The sequence below is a fragment of the Streptomyces sp. NPDC001732 genome (assembly GCF_053596315.1).
Genome location: NZ_JBSFFY010000048.1, coordinates 14,496 through 32,182 on the forward strand (window position 1 = coordinate 14,496; position 17,687 = coordinate 32,182).

The following is a 17,687-nucleotide window of genomic DNA, read 5'->3' on the forward strand; positions in this document are numbered from 1 at the left end:
GTTCGGCTCCGCCCTGCGCACCGGGCACAGTGCCCACATGGACGACGACAGCGGCCCGGGTCCGTCCAACTGTGTTGCCCTTGCGCACGGCCAGGTACTCGGTGCTGAACTGCTGGCCAGCCAAATCGGCCGGGGACTCAATTTCCGTCGCTCGCCCCACACTTCAGCTCACGCTGAGCGAATGCCATGAATTGCTTCAGCAGTGCCGGCAGAACGCTCGGCAGCTTACCTTTGTCAGGGACGCTGTCCGTACTGATAAAAAGGTCGATGTACTTTCCGGGCGAATTGGGCCCCTTGGAGGGTTCACAAACGAAGTAGGCGGCAGCACCGTCGTACCAGATGATGCCCTTCTTTCCCACATCGATCGGCTGCGGATTCGCCTTGTCCACCGAATTCCAGTCAATCTGATCCTCGAAGCCTCGAAGGGCAGCGTTTGCTAGAAACTTTGTAGCACCATCAATATCGAGGGAGCATGTCACCGAGTCGTAATTCCCAGCAAAAACGAAAGGCCTATGAGAAAGGGTGGCTTTTTTACCCGTCGGCAGGATGGGCGACACATCACTGCTGGCAAACGCGCCCCAACAGATTCGCTTGGGCAGCTCCGGGACAGCCTTCTTTTCCTCGCTCGAGCAGCCCACCAGCAGACCTGCCAGTATCGCAAATATCGACGCAGTCGCCACAGAATTAACGAATCGACGCACGATTAACTTCCCTTGCTCGATGAACTGGCAACCAAATCGCGGCCCACCGAATGCGCCACTGCCGTCTGAGTCGAGGCTGAGCCTCGATACTCATCAATCTGCTCAGATGTGAGATCAGTCCCTCGCGCAGCCGCGTCCACCGCAGACACGGCGGCCTCCCTGGCGGCTCGCTCGGCGGCCGCGTAGCCTGCCGCGGATTCATGGCGAGACGCATCCGACGTATCGCCCTCTGCGCTCTTCACGACAGACTCGCTGATGTCTTCCTTGATCCAACCCACCACGTCGCCGCCTACAGGAAGCATCTCGATGTACTTGGCCCCGACGGCGTCGATGATGCGATTCGCCCACTTCGCGTTTTCTGCGACGCCCTGGTTGTATTCCTCGTTCGCAGCGACCTGCGCATCGTGGACGCCTTGCGCCCTCGCCTCGGTCATGATGCCGGCGATCTCGCCTCCGGGTGGACAGCATTACGCACTGCCTCGCCCACGTCACCGTGCTTCTCGGGGTTCTGGAAGACATCGGACACCAGCGCTGTGGTGTATGCCTGCTGGGCATTGGTGATCGCACCGTAGGCCTGGGGGTCCTGGCCGACTGCGCCGAGGAAGAAGGCCATCTCGTCCTTCTTGAATTCCGCGGGCACGCCCAACGGTTTGATCTGATTGGCGCCGTTCTCGGCCGTGGCCTGCAGGTCGGGCATGTACTCGGCGGCCATGTTGCCGAAGTTCTGGGACAGTCCGCCGAGTCGCCCGTCTCCTGTCACGAGCTCGGGTTCCGCGCCGATCTTCGCGACGACCTTCTCCATCAGGCCGCTCATGGTCTTGCCGTGCGACACCGGCCGCGCGTCCTCGTCGCCCGGTACCCGTCCCGTGACCGCCGCTTCCAAGGCGTTGCCCATGGCCGTCCGGCCAGGGTTCTGCTCACCGCCAACGGCAGTGTCGTACCAGTCGCTCCCAGGCTTCTTGTCGAGCATGTAGTCGATGACGTCCTGCGCCTTCTTCCCCTTGAGCGCAGCGTCGTCCGTGGTCACGATGCCGTCCTTGTTGGTGTCCTCGCGGAGTGGCTCGTCGAAGAAGGCCGTTGACGCCCCGGGGTTGTTGCTCATGGCCTGCATCAGGCCGGTCAGGGGGTTGAAGCCCTTGCCGCCCGCCTCGTCGAGGTTGATGAGCGACTTCGGGCCCGTGGGCATGTTCTGGGACCAGACGTCCGGGTTCTTCTTGTCCATGGCGACCATGTCCCGGCCGACCGACAGCAGGAAGTCCTTGTCGTACTCCCCTTCCCGGAGGAGTGCGCCCAGGGCCTGGTAGCCGTACACCTGCGCGAAGCCGACACCGGGTACGTCGAACTGCTTGCGGCCCGCCCTCATGAGCTGCATGGTCCACGCGTCGCCGAGGTGGTGCGGGGTCGACGTCTGGGTGGCGAGACCGAGCATGGCGCCCATGTCGCCCTGGATGTTGCGGACCATGTTCACCCGGTCCTGGCCGGCCGGTCCGAGGGACGTCGCATCCAGCGACATCCGTGCGTACGCCTCAAGGGTGCCCTCGGCACCCAGCTTCCGGTAGAAGGCCGGGGCGAACTCGGGGTCGTTGCGGTTGTCGTCCAGGAGGTCTTCGAGTTCCCTCAGCGCCGCCACATTGCGCGCCGTGCCGCCGTCCCCGGTGACCTTCTTCATCAGCTCCGCCGCCCGGTCCACCTGCTCGGCGTCCAGGCTCTTGTACTTGGGAGCCGTGAAGTTGTGGTCGTCCTTCACGTTCGCCGCGAGAGCGCGCTTCAGCGAGTCGTCGGCGTCGGAACAGTCCTCGACGATCCTCCTCTGCCAGGAGGCCACGGCATCGTTCTGCTTCCGCAGGGCTTCCGCGTAACCCGGATCGTGGCGCGCCGCGATGTCGCCCTCCAGGTCGTACCGGGGCGTGACCTTGCCCATGGCGTCCACATGGATCCCGGCGGCCGGGCCCTCCTCGTCCCTGATCCTGACGAGTGCGTCCTTGGCGGTCCTGAACGACGTGTGCGCATCCGCGAGCAGCAGCTTGATGCCCTTGGCCTGGGCCTCGGCGTCTTCGAACTCCTTGGCGGTCTTGGCTATGAAGGGTTTGGTGACGTCGGAGTTGGCGCCCTGCCATCGCGCCTTGTCGGACTTGGCCTTCATTCCCTGCCTTGCGTCGTCGGCAAGTCTCCCCAGCTTGGCCACCATCTCCGACCAGTCGTCCGCGGCTTTCTTCAGCTTGCCCACGGGCGCGTTGACGACGTCATCGAATGTCAGCACGGTGTCCCCGCCCCGCCCTACTTGTAGTAATCGCTGATCTTGGACACGGAGAGCAGGTTGCCGCCGATGTCGGCGTCGTTCCCGGCGTGAACGGACTTGCTGTAGTCGAGGTGGTCGGAAATCCGGGCACAGGCGTCCAGGAGCGTCCGTAACTGGCTGTTCCACCGGTCATGCACCTTCAACAGCTGCGATCCGCTGGTGAAGTTGCCGTTCGTCAGGGCGACCGCCGCCTCGAAAGTGGCAGGACGGGCATGGTCACCGTCCCGGGAGAGCCGGCTCCGCAGCAGGTACGCCTCGTGTCCGACTGCTCCGAGGTCGTCCTGGTTCACCACCAGATCAGCAGCACCGCCTGAAGCTGCAGGATCTCCGTCAGCTCGATTCAGCCGCATTTGAGCTGATTGCTGCTGAGTGGCCTCGGCCTTGATCTGTTCCCACTCGTTCCAGGCCATCATGCGCCCCCGATCGACTGTTTCCAGTTGTGTGGTGTGGTACTCGGCGGTAGTGGCTTCTGCGCGCAGCGCTGCCGGCCCGCGCCGTACGGTCGTCGCCCATCCTGGCCGGAGCGGCCCCCGAGCCGTCCAGCGCGATCAGCGGATCGTCAACCCTCTTCTTGAAGGTCTTCGTCTTCTGGGCTTCGATCGCCAAGGCCTGCTGAGGGTTCACCGCGTACAGAGTGTCGAACGAGGTTCCCGTGCCGGGCACTGCCGCCCCGCATTCCCGTGCGGCATGGAAACCCCTCCCCGTCCAGCCCATGACCGACCAGTCGTTCTATTCGAGCAGAGTTCGCTGATTCACAGTGGCAATGTTCCGTGATCCGGCCAACTCGCGACCGACCGAGGCCGAAACAACCCCCCTCCCCTCACCGCGCCGCCAGTGCCCGGTCGTTCCGGACGGTCTTCTGCTCGAAGCCCTGGTCGAACGGGGCCTGAACAATCGCATGGGTTGGTGGCCGTCGGCCGTACGCTGGGATTTCATGCCAGAAGGGCAGGGGGCCGAGGTGAACGAGAAGCACGGCGACGACCACGGCGGTGGGCCTCGGCAAGCTGCGTGCGCTCGCGAAGCGGCTGAAGACGCAGCAGGAACCCGCGGGCGGGCTCCGGGGGACGGACGACACCGCGGCGGCCACGACGACAGCGGCGGGGACCGGGGGCTGGACGAGGACGGGACGATCCGGCGGGAGGGCTCGCTGAGCCGGGTGCCCGCGGTGTTCGCCCCCGTGGTGGCGGCGGCCCGGTGCCGGATCTCCGCGGCGTTCGACGGCACGCGGCTGCACAGCGCGTACGTCTACGGCAGCATCCCGCGGGGCACGGCCGTGCCCGGCGTCTCCGACCTGGACCTGTTGCTGGCGCTGCACGACGCGCCCACCCCGGCGGACGAGGCCGCGGCCCGTGCCGTCGAGGCCGACCTGGACGCCTCGTCCGACCGGATCGACGGGGTCGGCGTCCTCCTCTCCGACGTCGGGACGCTCACCAGCGAGCTCGAACGCGACGACCTCGGCTTCTTCGTCGCCTGCCTCTGCACGCCGCTGCTGGGCGAGGACCTCGCCCGGCAACTGCCGTCCTACCGCCCGACCGACCGGCTGGCCCGGGAAACCAACGGGGACCTCCACCTGCTGCTCCCCCGGTGGCGGCGAAGGGCCGCCGGAGCCACCACGGACGCCGAGCGCCGGTACCTCAGCCGTGGGGTCGCCCGCCGGCTCGTCCGTTCCGGCTTCACCCTCGTGATGCCGCGGTGGGGCGGCTGGACCAGTGATCTGGTGGAGTCGGCCGAGGTGTTCGCCCGTTACTACGCCGACCGTCCGGAGCGGGTCGAGCAGGTGCGGTCGGCCGCGCGCGTCGGGCGCGCCCCGTCGGCCGACCCCGCCGTCATCGCGATGCTCGTCGAGGATCTCGCTCCGTGGCTGGCGGCCGAGTACCTCGCGGTGCACGGCCCGAAGGCACCGCGCCCCTGAGCGCCGTGCCCCTGCCGATCGTTCCCCTGCCGCCTGTTCCTCTGCCGATCGCGCCTCCACCGATACCGCCCGCGCCCCTGAGCGCCGTGCTCCTGAACGTCTTGCCCCTGGGCGCCGTTCCCCGCACCGCGCTGCTCCGCACCGCGCCGGCCCTGCGCAGCAGCGGCCAGCAGGCCACCCCCAGCAGCAGTGCCGGCAGATGGCCCCGGTCGGCGAACGGGTTGTCGAGCTCGATCAGGTCCCGCACCACCATCGCGCCGACCGCGCCGAGCACCAGGACCCGCGACAGCGGGGTGAACAGCCCGGCGAGCGCGCCCACGCTCGCCATCAGCCCGAAGCTGATGCCGTAGTCGAGGCGGTGCAGGGACGACTCCGGCAGATGGCCGGCCACCACGGACAGCCCGGCCGGGATCTCCGTGGCGAGCGTCGCCACGACATGGCCGAGCAGGAACACCGCGGCGGTGCGCCATCCCCCGATACGGCGTTCCAGCGCGGTCAGCACGAGGGCGAAGCCGAGGACGTACGGCGAGGTGAGCCCGCCGACGACCCACAGGGCACTGGCGACCGGGACGAGCAGCGGCCGCTCGCCGAGGTGCGCCACGTCCGTGCTCGATGTGCGCAGCACGGCGGAGACGGTGCCGGGATCGGCGTACTCCATGAAGAGGGACGTGGCGACCGGCACCATCAGGTAGCCGAAGGTGAACGGGGCACCGGTGGGCGTCGGCAGCGACCCCGGCCACCACCTGCCCCTCCTGGCCGGAACGGGGTCCTCCGTACGGTCCTGCCACGGGGCGTCGGTACGGGGCGTACGGGACCGGCGCGGAACGGCGGCCGGCAACGAAACCTTTCCGGGCCCCGCACCGTACATCCCTCCGGGCGCCTCTGCGCCCGTCCCTCCTGGCCCCGCACCGGATGCCTCTACGGTTGCCTCCCCCGGCCCCTCCCCGGGCTCCGCGCGAACCGTCCTGTCCGTACGCTGATGCACCGCGTGAGGCCCCTTTCCGTACCGGCCCCGAACCCGTGCGTGTCCCGAAGCAACGCTCCCCCCTCCGTGATCCGCCTCCGCTCCGTCCATGCCGTGAGCCACAGGGGCCGCCCGTGAACCGGTCCGCTCCCGGTGCCCGATAGAAGGGGTGTGAAGCTGTTGCACCCCTCGGGGGAGGACCCGGACGACGAGGCGCTGCTGCGTGCCGTCGCACGCGGGGACACGGAAGCCCTGACCACGCTCTACGACCGGCACGCCGGCTGGCTGCTCGCCCGGCTGAACAGGCGGTGCGCGGACGGTGAGACCGTGCGGGAGGTGCTTCAGGACACCTTCGTGACGGTCTGGCGCTCCGCCCGTTCGCACCGCGGCGCGCAGGTCGGCGGCTGGCTGTGGGTGATCGCCTCGCGCCGGCTGGTGGACGCGCAGCGGACGCACGCCCGCGTCCGTCTCGCCGCGCTGGCCGAGCGGGCGGAGCACGAGGAACGGGCCGCCGCCGCGCCGTCCGCCGAGGAGCGGGTGCTCGCCGGTCTGGAGTACGGGGACGTGGGCGCGGCGCTCGACCGGATCTCGCCCGAGCTGCGGGAGGTGCTGCGCGCCACCGTGATCGACGGGCTGACGACCCGGGAGACGGCCCGGCTCCTCGGCATACCGGAGGGCACGGTCAAGACCCGGGCGATGCGGGCCAGACGCGAGCTGCGCGCCGCGCTGGAACTTCCGGCCCCGGGGGCGGGACCGCTGGGAGGCACGGCATGACCACGACAGGAGGTGACGGCATGGCCCCGTGGCACGTGGGCGGAGAACTGGCCGGGCGGTACGCCGCGAACGCGCTGCCGGAGACGGACGCCTGGTCCGTGGAGAAGCACCTGGAGGCGTGCGGGCAGTGCGCGTCGGAGGTCTCGGCCGCGGTGCGCGCGCGCCGGGAGGCGGCCGCGGTGCTGGCCGGGGTGCGGGAGGGGGTGCTGGCCGCGGTGTCCGCGGAGAGCGCCGCCCCGGACACCGCCGCCCCGGTCCGCCGCCTCCGCCGCATCGCCCTCGCACCCGGCCGGGGCGGTCCGCAGGGCCGGGGCCGGAGCCGGGGCCGTTCCGGCCCGGGAGGTGCCCGCGGCCGGGATCGTTCCACCGCCGTCGCGCCCGGCCGGGGCCGTCCGCCCGTCGTCGTGCCGGGTGCCCGGGGCGGGCGGCTGCTGTGGGCCGCGGGGCCCGCGCTGCGCGGGCCGTGGCTGCTGGCGCTGGTGCTGGTGGCGGCCGGGGCCCTCGCCCTGGCGTACGGGGCCGGGCTCGGCGGTGCCACGCGTCCGCTGCTGCTCGTCGTCGCGCCGGTGCTGCCGCTGGCCGGGGTCGTCGTCTCCTACGGGCGGCACACGGACCCGATGCACGAGATCGCCGCGGCCACCCCGTCCGGCGGGCTGCGGCTGCTGCTGACCAGGAGCGCCGGGGTGCTGGGCGTGAGCATCCCGGCACTCACCCTCGCCGGGGCGGCGCTGCCCCCGTCCGCCGGGCCCGGTCCGGCCGCCTGGCTGCTGCCGGGGCTGGCGATGACGCTGGCGGCGCTCGCGCTCGGCTCGTACGTCGGCTGCCGCACCGGCGCCTCGTCCGTGGCCGCCGCCTGGGCGGTCGCCGTCGTCCTGTCCGCCGGTGCCTCGCCCCCCGCCGTCGAGGCGCCGGTGACCGAGGCCGCGCGGTACTTCGCGGGTCCCGCCGCACAGGGCGCCTGGGCCGCGGCGGCGCTGCTGTGCGCCGCGCTGCTCGCCGCGCGCCGCAGATCCTTCGACCATCTGGAGACGTTGTGAACACGAACGGCACCACGGCCGTGAACACGGTGGAGGTCAGGCAACTGACCGTCCGGCACCGCAGGACGACCGCGCTGGACGCCGTCGACCTCGACTTCGCACCCGGTGTGCACGGGCTCCTCGGCCCGAACGGGGCGGGCAAGACCTCGCTGATCCGGGTGCTCGCCACGGTCGCGGCACCGTCCGGCGGCCGGCTGGAGCTGCTCGGCAGCCAGGTCGGCGACAGGGCGGACCACCGCAGCCGGGCGGAGGTCCGGCGCAGGCTCGGCTATCTGCCGCAGGACTTCGGCTACTACCCGGGCTTCACGGTCCGCGAGTTCGTCTCCTACGTGGCCTGGCTCAAGGAGATGGACCCGGCGGACGTCCCCGCCGCCGTCGAACGCGCGGTGGACCGGGTGGGTCTGACGGACCGGATCGACGCCCGGGTGAAGACCCTGTCGGGCGGCATGGTGCGCCGGGTCGGCATCGCCCAGGCCATCGTCAACGACCCGGACCTGCTCCTGCTCGACGAGCCCACCGCCGGCCTCGACCCGGAGCAGCGGGTCGAGTTCCGGGCGCTGATACGGGAACTGGGCCGCACCGCCACCGTGATCGTCTCGACCCACCTGGTCGAGGACGTGGCCGCGGCCTGCACCGAGGTCACGCTGATCGAGGCGGGCCGGATCGCGTACCGGGGCACGACGCGTGAGCTGACGGAACTCGGCGGCACGGACGGCACGGCAGGCGGCGGCGCGGCCCTGCCGGACGGCAACCCCGTCGAACGCGGCTACACCGCCGCGCTGCGCGCGCACCGGGCGGCGGTGGCGAACCGATGACGACCCCCGCCACGCCCGGAAGGGCCGCGCCCGAAAAGACCTCGCCCGGAAGGACCGCACCCGGAAAAGCCTCCTCCGGAAGGACCTTGCCCGGAAAGGTCCCGTCCGGGAAGCCCTCGCCCGGGAAGCCCCGGGCCCGCACCGCTCCGAGCACCGCCCTGCGCACCGAACTCCGGCGCGGGATCGCGCCCTGGGCGGGCCTCGCCGTCGCCCTCACCCTCCTCGTCCCGCTGTGGGGCAAGTTGCCCCAGTGGCAGGGGAGCTGGGGCGGGACGCAGAGCGAGCTGCACGCGGCGGCAACGCTGCTCGCCGGCCCGCTCGTCGCCGCGGCGGCCTGCTGGCAGGGGGGCCGGGAACACCGGCGCCGCACCGCCGAACTGCTGCTCTCGGTGCCGCGCGGCCGGCTCGTCCGGGTCGTGACGGCCATGACGCCCGTCGCGCTGTGGGCGGCGGCCGGGTATCTGGTCGCGCTGGCCGCGGTGTTCGCGGCGACCGCCCCGTACGCCGGTGCGGGCGGCCCGTCCCTCGCGATCGCCGCCACGGACCTCGGGTTCCTGCTGTCCGTCGCCCCGGTGGGCTTCGTCGTCGGCCGGCTGGTGCGGTGGCGGCTGGTCGCCCCGGTGCTGGCGGTCGTCCTGTACGTCGTGCTGGGAGCCCCGGGTTACCTGCGGACGAGCGTCCGCTTCCTGAGCCCGGCCGAACAGTTCCCGCTCGAAGGGTTCGTGCCGGTGTGGTGGTTCGCGCCGGTCCTGCTGGCGTGGACGGGTGGCATCGGCGTCGCCGTACTGCTCGCGTACGCGGCCCGGCGGCGATTCCTGGCCGTCGTGCCGCTCGCACTGGCGGTCACGGCCGGGACGCTGATCGCGTCGACGGGCGAGAACCTGTTCCGGGACGACCCGGCCGCGACACGCAGGGTCTGCTCGGCACCGGCCCCCGGCACCCCGCAGATCTGCCTGGCCGCACCCGACTCGCCGGTGCTGCCCGGGGCGTCCGAGGCGCTGAAGGGGATGTTCTCCCGGCTGGAGGGGGTTCCCGGGGCGCCGGTCCGCTACGTGGCCCCGCCGTTCGACCCGAAGGACGGCGAAGCTCCCCTCGCCCACGTCGTACGCGGCTGGGGCATCACCCGCGACCGGCTGACCGATCCCCGCGCGTACGCGGCGAACACCGCCCTGAGCCTGACCTTCCGCGACTGCTCGGACGGCTTGAGGACGAGCGACCGCAAGGCGGCCGAGCGGGTGGAGCGCACCGACGACGCGGTACGGAGCTGGCTGGCCGGCGAGGCCTCGCCGTGGGACCCGCGCTCCCGCCACCTCGCCCGTCTCGAGGCCATGCCGGACGCCGACCGCAGTGCCTGGCTCGGCCGCTACCTGGCCACCCGGGAGAGCTGCGTGCCCGCGGAGGTCCCGGCCCTGTGAACGAGCGACCTACCCGCGCCGCGCCCCTTTCTCCCCTCCGCTCCCGTCTCCCCCTCCTGTACGCCCGCTCCCGCGGTCTCCTCCTCACCGTCGCCACCCTGGCCTGCGTCGCCCTCGTCGCCGCCTGGGCGGCCCACTGGCTGGAGGGCCGGCCCCGCTTCGACCACACCGCCCGCGTCCCGGTCGTCGTACTGGCCCCGCTGCTCGCCTCCGCCGCGATCGGCACCGGCCTGCACACGCACAGCGACGAACTGGACCGGACCGCGGTACGCCGCTGGTGGCCGCGCCGGCTGTTGCACCTGCTGGCGCTGACCGCGCTGACGGCCGCCGCGCTCGCGGCTGCCGTGCCCGGCCACCCGGAGGCGTACGGGGCTCCCGGCATGGTGCGCAACGTGCTCGGCGCGACCGGGGTGGCCGCGGCCTCCGCCGCCCTGATCGGCGCCCGGCCGAGCTGGCTGCCGATGACCGTCTACGGGGGCGCCGTGTATCTGGCCGCGCCCGCCGTGCCGGGCGGCGCGGCGGCGGTGTGGGCCTGGCCGATGCAGCCGGGCCCGCAGGGGGCCTCCTGGGCGGTGGCCGGGACGGCGTTCGTGGCCGGGGCGGCGCTCCTCGCGGTGCGCGGCCCGCGCCCGGAAAGGGGCTGACCGCCCTTCCCGTACCGGCCCTTCCCCGTACCGCCCGGCCCTCCCCGTATCTCTCCTCTCCCGTACGGCCCGCCCCGTACCTCTCCGTACCCGCCCGGCCCGCCGGTCCGTCAACTCGTTGGCCTCCGGCCCCGCCGAGCGGTCAGGATGGCGGGGAACGTGTCCGCCGTCGACCGGAGACCCGCACCATGCCCGACACCCACGGCCCCCGCCCCTTCGTCCCCGCCCCCTCCCCCGTCACGCTCGACCGGCGCGAAGGCCCGTACGGCGAGGTCGTCCTGCGGGAGCGCGGCGACGACTTCGAGATCATCGCCAACGGGTGCTTCCTGATGGACACCTCGGACGGGCGCTCCGAGCGGCTGCTGATCGACGCGGCGCTGGCCGCCCTGCCCGCCGGCCGGCCGGAGCCGTCGGTGCTCATCGGGGGGCTGGGGGTCGGCTTCTCGCTGGCCCGCGCCGCCGCCGAGCCGCGCTGGGGGCGGATCGTCGTGGCCGAGCGGGAGCAGGCGATCGTGGACTGGCACCTGGAGGGGCCGCTGGCCTCGATCTCCGGCGCGGCGCTCGCCGATCCGCGGACCTCGATCCTGACTGCGGACCTCGTCGCCCACCTGCACACGACCACGGAGCGTTACGACGCTCTGTGCCTGGACATCGACAACGGACCCGACTGGACGGTCACCGAGGACAACACGAGCCTGTACTCGCCCGCCGGTCTGGCGGACTGTCTGGCGCGGCTGACGCCGGGCGGCGTTCTCGCGGTGTGGTCCGCGCAGCCTTCCGCCGACTTCGAACAGGCCTTGCGGAATGCCGGATTCAGTGGGGTAAGGACCGAAGAGGTAAGTGTTGCCCGAGGTGTTCCCGACGTGGTGCATCTCGCACTTCGGACGGACTGAGATTCCCCCGCCGGGTATCGACGGCCCCGAAAACCCCCGGGGCCAAGCATCACAAGGCCGACACTCCGCCACTTCCTCGCGCCCGAGCCGTTACACCCTGCGTAGCCGAGAGCAGTCCGCTGCCTTTACGCTGCTGACCCGTAACGGGGTCACCCACGAAATCCACAAGCGAAGACCGTGCGTCCGGGGGAGCGGCCCCCGCGAGGACGGGCAGGGGCGGGGCGATGGAACAGACACACACCACCCACAACGGCGTCGCGGCCACCCCGGGAGCGCAGCGCCGGGTGCTGGTGGTCGAGGACGACGCCACGATCGTGGATGCCATTTCCGCCCGGCTGCGGGCCGAGGGCTTTCTGGTGCAGACCGCACTCGACGGCCCCGCGGCGGTGGACGCGGCCGAGGCGTGGCAGCCCGACCTGATGGTGCTCGACATCATGCTTCCCGGCTTCGACGGCCTGGAGGTCTGCCGCCGGGTGCAGGCCCAGCGGCCGGTGCCGGTGCTGATGCTGACGGCGCGGGACGACGAGACCGACATGCTGGTCGGCCTCGGGGTCGGCGCCGACGACTACATGACCAAGCCGTTCTCGATGCGCGAGCTGGCGGCGCGGGTGCACGTCCTGCTGCGCCGGGTCGAGCGTGCGGCCCTGGCCGCCGTGACGCCGCGGAGCGGGATACTGCGCCTCGGCGAGCTGGAGATCGACCACGCCCAGCGGCGGGTCCGGGTGCGCGCCGAGGACGTCCACCTCACGCCGACCGAGTTCGATCTGCTGGTCTGCCTGGCGAACACCCCGCGCGCCGTCCTCTCCCGGGAACAGCTGCTGGCCGAGGTCTGGGACTGGGCGGACGCCTCCGGCACCCGCACCGTGGACAGCCACATCAAGGCGCTGCGCCGGAAGATCGGCGCGGAGCGGATCCGTACCGTGCACGGTGTCGGCTACGCCCTGGAGACCCCGGCGCCATGACCGCGTCCGGCCCCGGGCTGAGGCCCTTCTCCGTCAAGGCCAAGCTGGGCACGCTCGTGGTGGTCTCGGTGTTCATCACCACCGGGCTGCTGATGGTGGCCGTGCGCACCAGGACCGAGCTGCGGTTCATCACGGTGTTCTCGGTGATCGCGACCCTGCTGATCACCCAGTTCGTGGCGCACGGCCTGACGGCACCGCTGGACGAGATGACGACGGTGGCCCGGTCGATATCGCACGGCGACTACACCCGGCGGGTGAGCGGCGCCGACCGGCGCGACGAGCTGGGCGACCTGGCCCAGACGATCAACCTCATGGCGGACGACCTGGAGGCGGTGGACCGGCATCGCAAAGAGCTGGTGGCCAACGTCTCGCACGAGTTGCGCACCCCCATCGCGGCGCTGAGAGCCGTGCTGGAGAACGTCGTGGACGGGGTGTCCTCGGCCGATCCGGAGACCATGCGCACCGCGCTGAAGCAGACCGAGCGGCTCGGCCGGCTGGTGGAGACGCTGCTGGACCTGTCCCGGCTGGACAACGGGGTGGTCACCCTCAAGGCCCGCCGTTTCGAGGTGTGGCCGTATCTGTCGGGGGTGCTGAAGGAGGCGAATCTCGCCGTCTCGCACCGCAGGCTGTCGTCCGGTTCCGGGAACCACACCCGAAAGGACGTACACCTGCATCTGGACGTCTCGCCGCCCGAGCTGACCGCGCACGCGGATGCGGAACGCCTGCACCAGGTGGTGGCCAATCTGATCGACAACGCTGTCAAGCACAGCCCGCGCCACGGCCGGGTCACCGTGCTGGCGCGGCGCGGGGCCGGACCGGAATCCCTGGTGCTGGAGGTTCTGGACGAGGGACCGGGCATTCCGGAGGCGGAGCGGCACCGGGTCTTCGAACGTTTCAACCGCGGCGAGGTGCCGTCCCCGCACGGTCCTGGCAGCGACGGGGGCACGGGGCTCGGCCTGGCGATCGCCCGCTGGGCGGTGGATCTGCACGGCGGACGCATCCGCGTGGCCGAATCTGCTCGCGGCTGCCGCATCCAGGTCACTCTTCCGGGGACCACACAGCCGCGAGGTTGACATAGGGTTCGAACCGGAAGGGCACGTTCTGCGTGTTCCGTTCAGGGGGTGCGATCCAGGGGGCCGCAGCCGCGGTTCCGCGTACCCGCAGGAAAGCGAAACCATGCTTGTTTCCCGCCATTTCTCGCCCCGAAACCCGCCTTCCAGTGTGACTTGCGCGACGAAGACCGGCCCGGCCTGCGAGGAACGGCCGGGGAGGCGTAGCCTTGATTTCCGCTGTCCATCACCTTGTGAAGCGGAAGAGGGCGGTTGCCGCCGTGTCGTCTCAGTCCCCCAGTAACTCGAGCATCTCGACCGACCAAGCCAGCCCGGGTGCGAACCCCGCTGCGGCTTTCGGGCCCAACGAGTGGCTCGTCGACGAGATCTACCAGCAGTACCTCCAGGATCCCAATTCGGTCGATCGCGCCTGGTGGGACTTCTTCGCCGACTACAAGCCGGGCGCGTCCGGCACGGCGGACAAGCCCGTTCCCGGTGCCGCAGCCGCAGCGGCCCCGGCCGCCCCCGCACAGGCCGCCCCGGCGCAGGCCCCCGCCCCGGCCGCGAAGACCCCGGCGCCCGCGGCTCCGGCTCCCGCACAGGCCGCCGCTCCGGCGAAGGCCGCTCCGGCCCCGGCCGCGAAGGCCGCCGCGCCCGCCCCCGCCAAGGCCGCACCGGCCACCGAGGCCGCCGAGGGCCCCGAGTACGTGACCCTGCGCGGCCCCTCGGCCGCCGTCGCGAAGAACATGAACGCCTCGCTGGAGCTGCCGACGGCCACGTCCGTCCGCGCCGTCCCGGTGAAGCTGCTCTTCGACAACCGCATCGTCATCAACAACCACCTCAAGCGCGCCCGGGGCGGGAAGATCTCCTTCACGCACCTCATCGGGTACGCGATGGTGCAGGCCATCAAGGCCATGCCGGCGATGAACCACTCCTTCGCGATGAAGGACGGCAAGCCGACCCTGGTCAAGCCCGAGCACGTGAACTTCGGTCTGGCCATCGACCTGGTGAAGCCGAACGGCGACCGCCAGCTCGTCGTCGCCGGCATCAAGAAGGCCGAGACGCTGAACTTCTTCGAGTTCTGGCAGGCCTACGAGGACATCGTCCGCCGCGCCCGCAACGGCAAGCTGACGATGGACGACTTCACGGGCGTCACCGTCTCCCTGACGAACCCGGGCGGTCTCGGCACGGTCCACTCGGTCCCCCGTCTGATGCCCGGTCAGTCGGTCATCATGGGCGTCGGCTCGATGGACTACCCGGCCGAGTTCCAGGGCACGTCGCAGGACACCCTGAACAAGCTGGGCATCTCCAAGGTCATGACGCTGACCTCGACGTACGACCACCGGGTCATCCAGGGCGCCGCCTCCGGCGAGTTCCTGCGGATCGTCGCCCAGCTCCTGCTCGGCGAGAACGAGTTCTACGACGAGATCTTCAAGTCGCTGCGCATCCCGTACGAGCCGGTCCGCTGGCTGACGGACATCGACGCCTCGCACGACAACGACGTGACCAAGGCCGCGCGGGTCTTCGAGCTGATCCACTCCTACCGGGTCCGCGGCCACGTCATGGCCGACACCGACCCGCTGGAGTACCGCCAGCGCAAGCACCCCGACCTGGACATCACCGAGCACGGCCTCACCCTGTGGGACCTGGAGCGGGACTTCGCGGTCGGCGGTTTCGCCGGCAAGTCGATGATGAAGCTCCGCGACATCCTCGGCGTGCTGCGCGAGTCGTACTGCCGCACCACCGGCATCGAGTTCATGCACATCCAGGACCCGAAGCAGCGCAAGTGGATCCAGGACCGGGTGGAGCGCACGCGCACCCAGCAGCCGGAGCGCGAGGAGCAGCTGCGCATCCTGCGCCGGCTGAACGCGGCCGAGGCGTTCGAGACCTTCCTGCAGACCAAGTACGTCGGCCAGAAGCGGTTCTCGCTGGAGGGCGGCGAGTCCGTCATCCCGCTGCTCGACGCGGTCATCGACTCCGCCGCCGAGGCCCGCCTCGACGAGGTCGTCATCGGCATGGCCCACCGCGGCCGGCTGAACGTGCTGGCGAACATCGTCGGCAAGTCGTACGCCCAGATCTTCCGCGAGTTCGAGGGCAACCTCGACCCCCGGTCGATGCACGGCTCCGGCGACGTGAAGTACCACCTGGGCGCCGAGGGCACCTTCACCGGCCTGGACGGCGAGCAGATCAAGGTCTCGCTGGCCGCCAACCCCTCGCACCTGGAGGCGGTCGACCCGGTCCTGGAGGGCATCGCCCGCGCCAAGCAGGACATCATCAACAAGGGCGGCACGGACTTCACCGTCCTGCCCGTCGCGCTCCACGGGGACGCGGCCTTCGCGGGCCAGGGCGTCGTCGCCGAGACGCTCAACATGTCGCAGCTGCGCGGCTACCGCACCGGCGGCACCGTGCACGTGGTGATCAACAACCAGGTCGGCTTCACCGCCGCCCCGGAGTCCTCGCGCTCCTCGATGTACGCCACCGACGTGGCGCGCATGATCGAGGCCCCGATCATCCACGTCAACGGCGACGACCCCGAGGCCGTCGTCCGCGTGGCCCGGCTGGCCTTCGAGTTCCGGCAGGCGTTCAACAAGGACGTCGTGATCGACCTCATCTGCTACCGCCGCCGCGGTCACAACGAGGGCGACAACCCGGAGTTCACCAACCCGCAGATGTACACCCTGATCGACAAGAAGCGCTCGGTGCGCAAGCTCTACACCGAGTCCCTCATCGGTCGCGGCGACATCACGCTGGAAGAGGCCGAGCAGGCGCTCCAGGACTTCCAGGGCCAGCTGGAGAAGGTCTTCGCGGAGGTCCGCGAGGCCACCTCGCTGCCGGCCCCGGCGCACTCCCCCGAGGTCCAGCCGGAGTTCCCGGTCGCCGTGACCACCGCGGTCTCCCAGGAGGTCGTGAAGGTCATCGCGGAGTCCCAGGTCAACATCCCCGACCGGATCACCGTCCACCCCCGTCTGATGCCGCAGATGCAGCGTCGCGCGGCCTCGGTGGAGAACGGCACGATCGACTGGGGCATGGGCGAGACCCTGGCCATCGGTTCGCTGCTGATGGAGGGCACCCCGGTCCGGCTCGCCGGCCAGGACAGCCGCCGCGGCACCTTCGGCCAGCGCCACGCGGTTCTCGTCGACCAGGTGACCGGCGAGGACTACACCCCGCTGCTCTACCTCTCCGACGACCAGGCCCGTTACAACGTCTACGACTCGCTGCTCAGCGAGTACGCGGCGATGGGCTTCGAGTACGGCTACTCGCTGGCCCGCCCCGAATCGCTGGTCATCTGGGAGGCCCAGTTCGGTGACTTCGTCAACGGCGCGCAGACCGTCGTCGACGAGTTCATCTCCTCGGCCGAGCAGAAGTGGGGCCAGACCTCCGGCGTCACGCTGCTGCTGCCGCACGGCTACGAGGGCCAGGGCCCGGACCACTCGTCCGCCCGCCCGGAGCGCTTCCTCACGCTGTGCGCGCAGAACAACATGACGGTCGCCATGCCGACCCTGCCGTCGAACTACTTCCACCTCCTGCGGTGGCAGGTGCACAACCCGCACCACAAGCCGCTGATCGTCTTCACCCCGAAGTCGATGCTCCGCCTCAAGGCGGCCTCCTCGAAGGTGGAGGAGTTCACCAGCGGCGGCTTCCGTCCGGTGATCGGCGACGACTCGGTGAACCCGGCCGACGTCCGCAAGGTCGTCTTCTGCGCCGGCAAGGTCTACTACGACCTGGAGGCCGAGCGCACGAAGCGCGGCGTCACGGACACCGCGATCATCCGTCTGGAGCGCCTGTACCCGCTGCCGGGTGCCGAGCTCCAGGCCGAGATCGCCAAGTACCCGAACGCCGAGAAGTACCTCTGGACCCAGGAGGAGCCGGCCAACCAGGGCGCCTGGCCGTTCATCGCCCTGAACCTGATCGACCACCTGGACCTGGCCGTCGGTGCCGACGTCCCGCACGGTGAGCGCCTGCGCCGCATCTCGCGCCCGCACAGCTCGTCCCCGGCGGTCGGCTCGGCCAAGCGCCACCAGGCCGAGCAGGCACAGCTGGTCGCCGAGGTCTTCGAGGCCTGACCCGCTGCCGTACGGACAGGGGCCCGTTCCCGCGAGACGATCGCGGGAACGGGCCCCTCGGCATGTCCCGGCGTGAGTCCGCAACGTACGTTCCTGAGACTCCTTTCCGGAAGGCGAAGGCGACCACGACAGCCGGCCCGGCCGCGATGGCTCGCGCC

General features: G+C 71.0%; 15 protein-coding genes and 1 pseudogene. 11 read left to right on the plus strand and 5 right to left on the minus strand.

Features of this window, described 5'->3' with window-relative positions:
• Nucleotides 1–137: 137 nt before the first annotated feature.
• The 4 genes from ACWCXX_RS30835 to ACWCXX_RS30850 are packed head-to-tail and all read right to left on the minus strand — an operon-like array spanning nucleotide 138 to nucleotide 3,410.
• Entirely contained in the window at nucleotides 138–701 is a 564-nt protein-coding gene (locus ACWCXX_RS30835) for a hypothetical protein (protein WP_451132951.1), read from the minus strand.
• Between the two features lie 2 nt (nucleotides 702–703).
• Nucleotides 704–1,135 carry a hypothetical protein gene (locus ACWCXX_RS30840; protein WP_451132953.1) on the minus strand — a complete coding sequence of 144 codons (432 nt, stop codon included), beginning with the start codon at nucleotides 1,133–1,135 and terminating at the stop codon, nucleotides 704–706.
• Nucleotides 1,132–2,961 carry a DUF6571 family protein gene (locus ACWCXX_RS30845; protein ID WP_451132955.1) on the minus strand — a complete coding sequence of 610 codons (1,830 nt, stop codon included), beginning with the start codon at nucleotides 2,959–2,961 and terminating at the stop codon, nucleotides 1,132–1,134. Before ACWCXX_RS30845 ends, ACWCXX_RS30840 begins: the two co-directional genes overlap by 4 nt.
• A gap of 17 nt (nucleotides 2,962–2,978) precedes the next feature.
• Nucleotides 2,979–3,410, minus strand: a complete 432-nt coding sequence (locus tag ACWCXX_RS30850) for a hypothetical protein (protein ID WP_451132999.1) — start codon at nucleotides 3,408–3,410, stop codon at nucleotides 2,979–2,981.
• A 548-nt stretch (nucleotides 3,411–3,958) separates the two neighbouring features.
• Between ACWCXX_RS30850 and ACWCXX_RS30855 the strand changes: the two are divergent.
• Together ACWCXX_RS30855 and ACWCXX_RS30860 are read left to right on the plus strand one after the other, a co-directional pair.
• Nucleotides 3,959–4,082: pseudogene (locus ACWCXX_RS30855) on the plus strand (DNA alkylation repair protein); the annotation flags it as partial.
• 74 nt (nucleotides 4,083–4,156) lie between these two features.
• On the plus strand, nucleotides 4,157–4,912 hold the full coding sequence (locus ACWCXX_RS30860) for a nucleotidyltransferase (RefSeq protein ID WP_451132957.1): 756 nt from the start codon (nucleotides 4,157–4,159) through the stop codon (nucleotides 4,910–4,912).
• Here ACWCXX_RS30860 and ACWCXX_RS30865 read toward each other — a convergent pair.
• Nucleotides 4,827–5,750 carry a rhomboid-like protein gene (locus ACWCXX_RS30865; RefSeq protein WP_451132959.1) on the minus strand — a complete coding sequence of 308 codons (924 nt, stop codon included), beginning with the start codon at nucleotides 5,748–5,750 and terminating at the stop codon, nucleotides 4,827–4,829. The genes ACWCXX_RS30860 and ACWCXX_RS30865 overlap by 86 nt on opposite strands.
• 297 nt (nucleotides 5,751–6,047) lie before the next feature.
• Between ACWCXX_RS30865 and ACWCXX_RS30870 the strand changes: the two genes are divergently transcribed.
• The 9 genes from ACWCXX_RS30870 to ACWCXX_RS30910 all read left to right on the plus strand — a co-directional run bounded on the left by ACWCXX_RS30870 (nucleotide 6,048) and on the right by ACWCXX_RS30910 (nucleotide 17,529).
• Nucleotides 6,048–6,650 carry an RNA polymerase sigma factor gene (locus ACWCXX_RS30870; RefSeq protein WP_451132961.1) on the plus strand — a complete coding sequence of 201 codons (603 nt, stop codon included), beginning with the start codon at nucleotides 6,048–6,050 and terminating at the stop codon, nucleotides 6,648–6,650.
• A complete protein-coding gene (locus tag ACWCXX_RS30875; protein WP_451132963.1) occupies nucleotides 6,647–7,687 on the plus strand; it encodes a zf-HC2 domain-containing protein in 1,041 nt (346 codons plus the stop codon). The genes ACWCXX_RS30870 and ACWCXX_RS30875 overlap by 4 nt, the downstream gene beginning before the upstream one ends.
• Nucleotides 7,684–8,502: an ABC transporter ATP-binding protein gene (locus ACWCXX_RS30880; protein ID WP_451132965.1), complete on the plus strand. Its 819-nt coding sequence runs from the start codon at nucleotides 7,684–7,686 to the stop codon at nucleotides 8,500–8,502. Before ACWCXX_RS30875 ends, ACWCXX_RS30880 begins: the two co-directional genes overlap by 4 nt.
• Before the next feature lie 86 nt (nucleotides 8,503–8,588).
• Entirely contained in the window at nucleotides 8,589–9,917 is a 1,329-nt protein-coding gene (locus ACWCXX_RS30885) for a hypothetical protein (RefSeq protein ID WP_451132967.1), read from the plus strand.
• The gene (locus tag ACWCXX_RS30890) at nucleotides 9,914–10,561 is read left to right on the plus strand and encodes a hypothetical protein (protein ID WP_451132969.1); all 648 of its coding nucleotides are present in this window, start codon (nucleotides 9,914–9,916) and stop codon (nucleotides 10,559–10,561) included. Before ACWCXX_RS30885 ends, ACWCXX_RS30890 begins: the two co-directional genes overlap by 4 nt.
• A gap of 188 nt (nucleotides 10,562–10,749) precedes the next feature.
• Nucleotides 10,750–11,454, plus strand: coding sequence for a spermidine synthase (locus ACWCXX_RS30895; RefSeq protein WP_451132971.1), 705 nt, complete (start codon nucleotides 10,750–10,752; stop codon nucleotides 11,452–11,454).
• A 224-nt stretch (nucleotides 11,455–11,678) separates the two neighbouring features.
• Nucleotides 11,679–12,416, plus strand: a complete 738-nt coding sequence (locus tag ACWCXX_RS30900) for a response regulator transcription factor (protein ID WP_030079431.1) — start codon at nucleotides 11,679–11,681, stop codon at nucleotides 12,414–12,416.
• Nucleotides 12,413–13,489, plus strand: coding sequence for a HAMP domain-containing sensor histidine kinase (locus ACWCXX_RS30905; protein WP_451132973.1), 1,077 nt, complete (start codon nucleotides 12,413–12,415; stop codon nucleotides 13,487–13,489). The genes ACWCXX_RS30900 and ACWCXX_RS30905 overlap by 4 nt, the downstream gene beginning before the upstream one ends.
• A 257-nt stretch (nucleotides 13,490–13,746) precedes the next feature.
• Complete coding sequence (locus ACWCXX_RS30910) at nucleotides 13,747–17,529, plus strand: multifunctional oxoglutarate decarboxylase/oxoglutarate dehydrogenase thiamine pyrophosphate-binding subunit/dihydrolipoyllysine-residue succinyltransferase subunit (RefSeq protein WP_451132975.1); 3,783 nt, start codon at nucleotides 13,747–13,749, stop codon at nucleotides 17,527–17,529.
• The last annotated feature ends 158 nt before the right edge of the window (nucleotides 17,530–17,687 follow it).

Coding starts and splice junctions, on each gene's coding strand:
- ACWCXX_RS30840 (WP_451132953.1), bottom strand. CDS start 1,135: ATGACCGAGGCGAGGGCGCAAGGCGTCCACGATGCGCAGGTCGCTGCG.
- ACWCXX_RS30850 (WP_451132999.1), bottom strand. CDS start 3,410: ATGGCCTGGAACGAGTGGGAACAGATCAAGGCCGAGGCCACTCAGCAG.
- ACWCXX_RS30875 (WP_451132963.1), top strand. CDS start 6,647: ATGACCACGACAGGAGGTGACGGCATGGCCCCGTGGCACGTGGGCGGA.
- ACWCXX_RS30895 (WP_451132971.1), top strand. CDS start 10,750: ATGCCCGACACCCACGGCCCCCGCCCCTTCGTCCCCGCCCCCTCCCCC.
- ACWCXX_RS30900 (WP_030079431.1), top strand. CDS start 11,679: ATGGAACAGACACACACCACCCACAACGGCGTCGCGGCCACCCCGGGA.
- ACWCXX_RS30905 (WP_451132973.1), top strand. CDS start 12,413: ATGACCGCGTCCGGCCCCGGGCTGAGGCCCTTCTCCGTCAAGGCCAAG.